At 57.2% G+C, this 6590-nt stretch carries 6 protein-coding genes and 3 pseudogenes; 7 read left to right on the forward strand and 2 right to left on the reverse strand.

Annotation, left to right across the window (positions count from 1 at the left end):
• Positions 1-65: 65 nt before the first annotated feature.
• Positions 66-608 (reverse strand): DinB family protein, encoded by a 543-nt coding sequence (locus tag JFT80_RS22205; RefSeq protein ID WP_201149441.1) that lies wholly within the window; start codon positions 606-608, stop codon positions 66-68.
• 111 nt (positions 609-719) lie between these two features.
• Positions 720-1539: pseudogene (locus JFT80_RS22210) on the reverse strand (LysR family transcriptional regulator).
• On the opposite strand from JFT80_RS22210, the gene JFT80_RS25225 reads away from it, so the two are divergent.
• The 7 genes and pseudogenes from JFT80_RS25225 (at position 1471) to JFT80_RS22235 (ending at position 6427) form a co-directional block, all read left to right on the forward strand.
• A complete protein-coding gene (locus JFT80_RS25225) occupies positions 1471-1617 on the forward strand; it encodes a hypothetical protein (RefSeq protein WP_307833121.1) in 147 nt (48 codons plus the stop codon). The pseudogene JFT80_RS22210 and the gene JFT80_RS25225 overlap by 69 nt on opposite strands.
• A gap of 69 nt (positions 1618-1686) precedes the next feature.
• Complete coding sequence (locus tag JFT80_RS22215) at positions 1687-2616, forward strand: DMT family transporter (RefSeq protein ID WP_201149443.1); 930 nt, start codon at positions 1687-1689, stop codon at positions 2614-2616.
• Positions 2617-2794: 178 nt separating this feature from the next.
• The gene (locus JFT80_RS22220; RefSeq protein ID WP_274610216.1) at positions 2795-4153 is read left to right on the forward strand and encodes an amidohydrolase; all 1359 of its coding nucleotides are present in this window, start codon (positions 2795-2797) and stop codon (positions 4151-4153) included.
• Between the two features lie 19 nt (positions 4154-4172).
• Entirely contained in the window at positions 4173-4562 is a 390-nt protein-coding gene (locus tag JFT80_RS24985) for an amidohydrolase family protein (protein WP_274610217.1), read from the forward strand.
• 74 nt (positions 4563-4636) lie between these two features.
• A complete protein-coding gene (locus JFT80_RS22225; protein WP_045057854.1) occupies positions 4637-4939 on the forward strand; it encodes a helix-turn-helix transcriptional regulator in 303 nt (100 codons plus the stop codon).
• Positions 4940-5086: 147 nt separating this feature from the next.
• Positions 5087-6098: pseudogene (locus JFT80_RS22230) on the forward strand (zinc-dependent alcohol dehydrogenase family protein).
• Positions 6088-6427, forward strand: a pseudogene (locus JFT80_RS22235) (antibiotic biosynthesis monooxygenase). Before JFT80_RS22230 ends, JFT80_RS22235 begins: the two co-directional pseudogenes overlap by 11 nt.
• Positions 6428-6590 lie beyond the last annotated feature (163 nt).

The following is a 6590-nucleotide window of genomic DNA, read 5'->3' on the forward strand; positions in this document are numbered from 1 at the left end:
AGATGGCGCTCTGCGCGAATCAAACGAAGAAACAGGCAGAGAGATCCGCCAGCTGGTTTTTCAGCTTATGTGCGGGACTCGGAAGGAACAAGGGCGACCAGATCAGTATCGCCTACGTCGACGCCACTTTGTGAGAGCAAAGTCGTTACTTGCCCTCGGTGATGAGTCTGGTGGTTGAAAAAATGCATGACCAAGCCATAAAAGTTCCTGTCAGCGGGGGCTCCCTTCATGCTTGTGTAATTGAGGGGGCAATCTAGATCCGACTCTTTGATGGAGCGAGACCACGCGACAATTACCTGATCGAGCCACACGCGATGTGCCGACAGTTCGCGGATGTCCGAGAACAGTAACTGGTCGAGGCTTTGGGGGACCGGGAGCTGTTGAATCGGCTTCAGAGCCAAGTAGTTCGCTGGGTGCTTGGCAAATCTCTGCAGCCACACCGTGTCCCCCGCCACCAGGTGGTTCAACGTCCCGAGAATAGAACCGAAGAATGCTTGCCTATCCACTGACAGCTGTTCATCTGTCAGACTTCTGGCCGCCTCATAAACCTTCGCGTTCATCCAATCGTTGTAGATCGCCATCAGACAGATATGGTTGGTGCGGTCCATAGTGTTCATCCTTTGAGTGAATGCCTGGAAGGCGATCGACGCTCATCTCGGGGCCATTCCAGAGGGTTTTTGGCGCAGCACCGTATGCAGCACGATAACGTAACTCTGGCACTAACATTCAAAACCATGGCTGATCAATCTAGCCAGCACCTCCCCCGCCTCACTTAATTCCCCTGGGGCCAGCATCAGGCGCAATTCGTGTACGGGCAGCTCAGGAAGCCGTCGGCAACCGTCAGCACGCGCATGCCTTGGCTTACCCGGGCCCGATCAACGATGCCAACGGCCAATCCGGCCTCGATGGCGGCTTCCAAAGCGATCACCCCGGCGCTGATGATCACCGTTCGCCAGCGCCGACCCTGCTGGCTCAGCGCGTCGACAGCCACGCTTCTGTAGGGGCAACCCTTGCCGTGCAATGCAAGGGGCACCGGTTTGGCGAGGTCCTGCAGGTAGCCGTGTGCGGCTACCCACACAGGTTGGGTGATGCCGAAGGTCTTGATGCAGCGCGCCTGCGGCACAGCAACATCAGCCGGGGCCACTAACAGCGCCATGTCCAGTTGCCCACGCTGCAGGCGCGTGTTCAAACGGCCACTGGAACCCGTTTCAACCTCCAGCTCGACACAAGGAAAATCCGCTGCCAGGTGCGGCAGCGTACAAGCCAGTATCGCGCCGGCGTATTCCTCGGAAATACCCAGCCTGACTCGACCACTGGCCACCGGCGCGATAAAGCTGGCTAGCAGCCCGTCGTGCAGCCGCAGCAGTTCGGCGCTTTGCAGCGCAAAGCGACGGCCCAGCGGAGTCAGGCTGACTGTCTGATTATCGCGCTCCAGCAAGCGCCCCCCGCCACGGCTTCCAGGCGACGAACGTGCAGGCTGACCGCCGATGGGCTTTTATTCAAAAAGCTGGCCGCTGCCAGGAATTGCCCAAAGCGCAAGACGGCGTGAAACGTTCGCAGCAGATCTATATCAAGCGCTTCGGCCATGGTTCAGTAATCCTGCATCAGTGGTGCTGATCGTATCGTTTGATTGCATCAGTTAATCATTCATACCATCGAACTCAGCCCCCTGTCAGGTACCATTCGATGAACGTCATACGCTCACCTATTTTGATCAGCGCCGTGCTGCTGGCGGCCATGGTCGTCAGCTGGAGCTCTGGTTTCATCGGTTACCGCTATGTCGCGGATCAGGGAAGCGTCTACCTGGCCTCCGTGTGGCGTTTTATCCTGGCGGCGGCCGTGTTACTGCCTTTTGCCTGGGCGGGTTTGCGGACATTGCACGCCCGTGATGTGGCCCATCAAGCCCTGTTGGGGTTGTTTGCGATTGGTGGCTACATAGGCCCCATCGCCGCATCGATTCAACTGGGTGTCGCGCCGGGCACCGCCTCACTCCTGGCCAATTTGCTGCCACTGACCATTGTGGTGCTCGCGGCGAACGTGCCCGGGCAGCGCACCCGCGGCTGGCAATGGGTCGGTCTGGGTTTGTGTCTGACCGGTATGCTGGTAGCCAGCGGTGCCAATGTGGAATGGGACGCCGCGGACCTCTGGGTCTACAGCCTGCCACTGCTGGCAGTCCTCTCCCTGGCGGCGGCCACGCTGTACCAGAAAGCCTCGCCTGGCGCATCGATGCCCGCCTCCACCGCGCTGTTCATTCAGGTATGCGCCGTGATCCCGGTGTTTGCCGTGCTGGCGTGCCTCGAAGGAGCGATATTGCCGCCGACCAGCGCCGGCTTTGCCGGGGGCGTGGTGTGGTTGGTGGTCTTCTCGACTCTGGGCGGTTATGGATTTTATTGGCTGTGCCTGCAGCGTTTCAGCATCCAACGCATCAGCGGTGCGCTGTTCCTGACGCCCCCGATGACCCTGCTGTGGGCTTGGCTGCAGTTCGGCGAGCCGCTGACCGTGAGTGCGCTGGTGGGCGTCGGATTGACCCTGTTGGGGCTACCATTGCTGGGGATGAACTCGGTGGACGGGCTTGGTGCCAGCAAGACCGGCCGGCGCAAGAGTTGCTCTCGGTGACACGCTGCAGGCGCGTCGACGACTGAGGTAGTGAGAACCAAAAACTCGGGCTGGCCCCGCCACTCAATGAATTATTAGCCTTCCATCTGTGCGGACTTGGTCTTTACTGCCTAGTGCACAGAAGCGAGCAACGTTGACCTGAGCAAGAGAGTTCGATCGGCCATACAAGGAGTTTTCGATGACGCACACATTACTGAAGAGCCGCACGGCTGCAGCGATTTCCTGGGCGGTCGTGCTGACCCTGGCTTGCGCCGCTCCTTTGAACACCATTAATGCAGCGTCCAATCCGACTGCAACCACGTTTGCGGACACGGTGTATTTCGGCGGCCCAATCCTGACCATGGAAGGCGACGCGCCATCCTATGCCGAGGCGATCTCAGTAAAAAACGGAAAGATCCTCGCAATAGGAACCAAGGCTGATGTCCTGAAAGATCAGGGGAAGAACAGTCGAATCGTTGACTTAAAAGGAAAGGTTCTTTTACCCGGATTTATCGATGCGCACGGTCACGCCTGGACAACAGGCTTCCAGAAGTTGTCTGCCAACCTTTTGCCACCGCCCGACAGCGCAGGAAAGGACATCGACGCTTTAATTAATGAGTTGAAAAGCTGGCAGCAACGAAACAGCGTCGCCATCGATAAGGTCGGCTGGATTGTCGGATTCGGCTATGACGACTCTCAGCTGGCAGAGCAGCGACATCCAACCGCTGCTGACCTCGACAAGGTTTCAACAGAGCTTCCTGTCGTCATCGTCCACCAGTCTGCGCACTTGGCAGTGATGAATCATAAGGCGCTTGAGATGTCCGGTATTAACGCACAAACCCCTAATCCTCCTGGTGGGGTGATTCGCCGCAATAGCGATGGCAGCACCCCTGATGGGGTCCTGGAAGAGATGGCATTTTTTTCGCCCATCTTCAAATTGCTCGCCACCTTTGATGCTTCGGTGAATGAAAGAATTGCTCTGGCGGGTGCCGATTACTACGCAGAATTCGGATTCACCACCGCTCAGGAGGGCCGGGCAAGCAAAGCTCAGGTTGAGACTTGGCAAAAGCTGGCCAGCCAGAACAAGGTCAAGATTGACGTGGCGGCCTACCCTGATCTTCAGGCAGAGCAGGCTTTCATGAAAACGGTCTCGCCGACCGTCGAATACGCCAATCATTTCCGCATTGCGGGGGTCAAGCTAAGCCTTGATGGCTCTCCCCAAGGGCGAACCGCCTGGCTGACACAGCCATACAAGGTGCCGCCGCCTGGCCAACCGAAGGACTACAAAGGTTATCCGGCGATTCCGAAAGCCGAGGACAGAGAAGCACTGGTCAATGAGGCATTCCAGAACCATTGGCAGGTGCTCGCGCATTGCAATGGCGATGCAGCATCCGATGCGTTCATTGATGCCGTCGCAAAAGCCGAACGCAAGTATGGCAAAGGTGACCGCCGCACCGTCATGATCCATGCGCAAGCTGTTCGCGAAGATCAGTTGGACGAGATGAAAAAGCTGGCGATCATCCCGTCTTTTTGGCATGCAGACCTTCTACTGGGGTGACTGGCACCGAGACGTCACCATGGGCGAAGAACGTGCCTATCGCTGGGACCCGGCGGTTTCTGCCATCAAGCGAGGCATGCTTTTCACTGAGCACCATGACGCCCCGGTCGCCATGCCCAGTGCAATGATGATTGTATTTGCTTCGGTCAACCGAACCAGCCGTTCTGGAGCGGTCATTGGGCCGGAGCAACGCATCAGTCCGTACATGGCATTAAAATCGATCACCGCTTCGGCGGCCTATCAATACTTTGAAGAGAACATTAAGGGCACGTTGAAGCCCGGCAAACTGGCTGACTTCGTAATCCTGGACAAAAACCCCATCGAGGTAGATCCGGCAACCATCAAGGACATCCGTGTGCTGCAAACTATCAAGGAAGGCGACACCGTCTATCGTGCTGCACGGGGATAGGCTTTGATGGATGCTTGCATGCCTGACCATCAGTTGCGCATTGACATATCGGTAAATTTCGATATCCTGAAGCAATGGACTTACTTGAAATTTTCAAAGCACTGTCAAACCGTACCCGGCTCGAAATCCTCAAAGGATTGAAGGATCCGGTGAACAGCTTCCCTGCGCAGGATGAGGGAGATGTGCTCACGGTTGGTGTTTGCGTCAGCAGTATTCAAGAAGGCGTGGGACTGTCGCAGTCGACGGTGTCTGACTATCTTGCAACGCTGCAACGAGCCGGGCTGGTCGAAGTCAGGCGCATTGGTCAGTGGACCTACTACAAGCGTAACGAAGCAACCATCCGTGCTCTCGCCGAGATCATCGGTACAGAGCTGTAATTTTTCGCCGCATGGTATCGAGGTTTCTCGATATCCCTTTTAACCGAAATAAGACACTGCGAGGGCTAGGAACACACTCAGTGATTTTCTCTGCGGATATACATCGATAATTCCCGATATCCCTTTTTCCAGAAGTGAGGTTTCACAATGAAAGCGATGATCATCAAATCCTTCGGTGGCCCGGAATCGTTCGAACTTTGCGACGTGACCAAGCCAGTACCTGGCACGGGACAAGTCCTGGTACGCGTACACGCTACCTCCATCAACCCTCTGGATTACCAGGTGCGTCGCGGCGATTATCCAGACCTGGTGCCCCTTCCGGCGATTAGCGGGCACGACGTATCTGGCGTTGTTGAAGAAGTCGGGCCGGGGGTCACGGCTTTCGCTCCCGGCGACGAAGTCTGGTACACGCCGCAGATATTTGACGGCTCTGGCAGTTATGCCGAGTACCACGTTGCGGCCCAAAGCATTGTCGGCAGGAAGCCCGCCTCCCTGAGCCATCTCCGAGGCGGCCAGCCTGAGCCTGGTCGGCGGAACGGCGTGGGAAGCACTGACCGTGCGAGCGGAGCTCAAAGTGGGCGAAAGCATTCTGATCCACGGCGGCGCGGGAGGCGTCGGTCATGTCGCGATCCAGTTGGCAAAAGCCATTGGCGCGCGGGTCTTCACGACCGTGCGCGAAGCGAACTTTGAGTTCGTACGAAGCATGGGTGCCGATGTGATCATCGACTACGAAAAGGAGGATTACGTCGACGCCATCAATCGGGAAACGGATGGCCGCGGAGTCGACGTGGTATTTGACACCATCGGCGGCAACACCTTAGCCCGCAGCCCGGACGCCCTCGCCCAACTCGGCCGGGTTGTCTCCATCGTGGACATTGCCCAGCCACAGAACCTGGTTCAGGCCTGGGGCAAGAACGCGAGTTATCACTTTGTTTTCACCCGGCAAAACCGCGGCAAGCTGGATGAGTTGAGCGCATTGATTGAACGTGGTCAGCTGCGCCCGCACGTTGGCGCCGTCTATTCACTCGCCGACCTTGCGCTCGCCCATGCGCGACTGGAGAGCCCCAACAACGGTATTCAAGGAAAAATCGCGATTGCCGTCGTGCCGTCGCTTCTCACCAGCGCTGAACTCACTCCAGGGGAATCCCATGATTTATGAAATCGCTCTGCTGCCCGTTCACAAAGAACAGATTGAAAGCTTCCGGCAAGCATTTGCCCAGGTGGCTCCCTTGCTCTGCCGCGCAAAAAGGTTACGGCGGGCACATGCTGGCCCAAGGGATTGAAACCCCGCAGCAATTCAACCTGATCGTCCGCTGGCAATCACTCGAGGACCACGTCCCGGGCTTTGAAGCGAGTGAAGACCATCGGGTGTTCATGACGGGCCTGCAGGAATATTTCTCGGCAGAACCGCAGGTCTATCACATCGAGGGAGCGGCGTTTGCTGAAGGTAATCCTGCTTTTCTGAGGCTTGCACAATGCGAGGACTGATCGGGTCATCAGACGTTAGCGCTCACTGGCCCGATACTCGCTGGTAACGATGACATGCCAGCCGCGGCCGATGACCTCGGATTGGCCCGGCGGCACATTTGGAGATAGTCTTTGCTCATCCCCATACGAATCGCCAAATCATGACCAGCCCAGAGTTTTCCTC

It is taken from the genome of Pseudomonas sp. TH10 (assembly GCF_016651255.1).
In the GTDB taxonomy this organism is placed as follows: domain Bacteria; phylum Pseudomonadota; class Gammaproteobacteria; order Pseudomonadales; family Pseudomonadaceae; genus Aquipseudomonas.

Bases quoted from the DNA above. Each gene is read 5' to 3' on its own strand.
- JFT80_RS22205 (WP_201149441.1), bottom strand. From the start codon at position 608: ATGGACCGCACCAACCATATCTGTCTGATGGCGATCTACAACGATTGG.
- JFT80_RS22215 (WP_201149443.1), top strand. From the start codon at position 1,687: ATGAACGTCATACGCTCACCTATTTTGATCAGCGCCGTGCTGCTGGCG.
- JFT80_RS22220 (WP_274610216.1), top strand. From the start codon at position 2,795: ATGACGCACACATTACTGAAGAGCCGCACGGCTGCAGCGATTTCCTGG.
- JFT80_RS24985 (WP_274610217.1), top strand. From the start codon at position 4,173: ATGGGCGAAGAACGTGCCTATCGCTGGGACCCGGCGGTTTCTGCCATC.
- JFT80_RS22225 (WP_045057854.1), top strand. From the start codon at position 4,637: ATGGACTTACTTGAAATTTTCAAAGCACTGTCAAACCGTACCCGGCTC.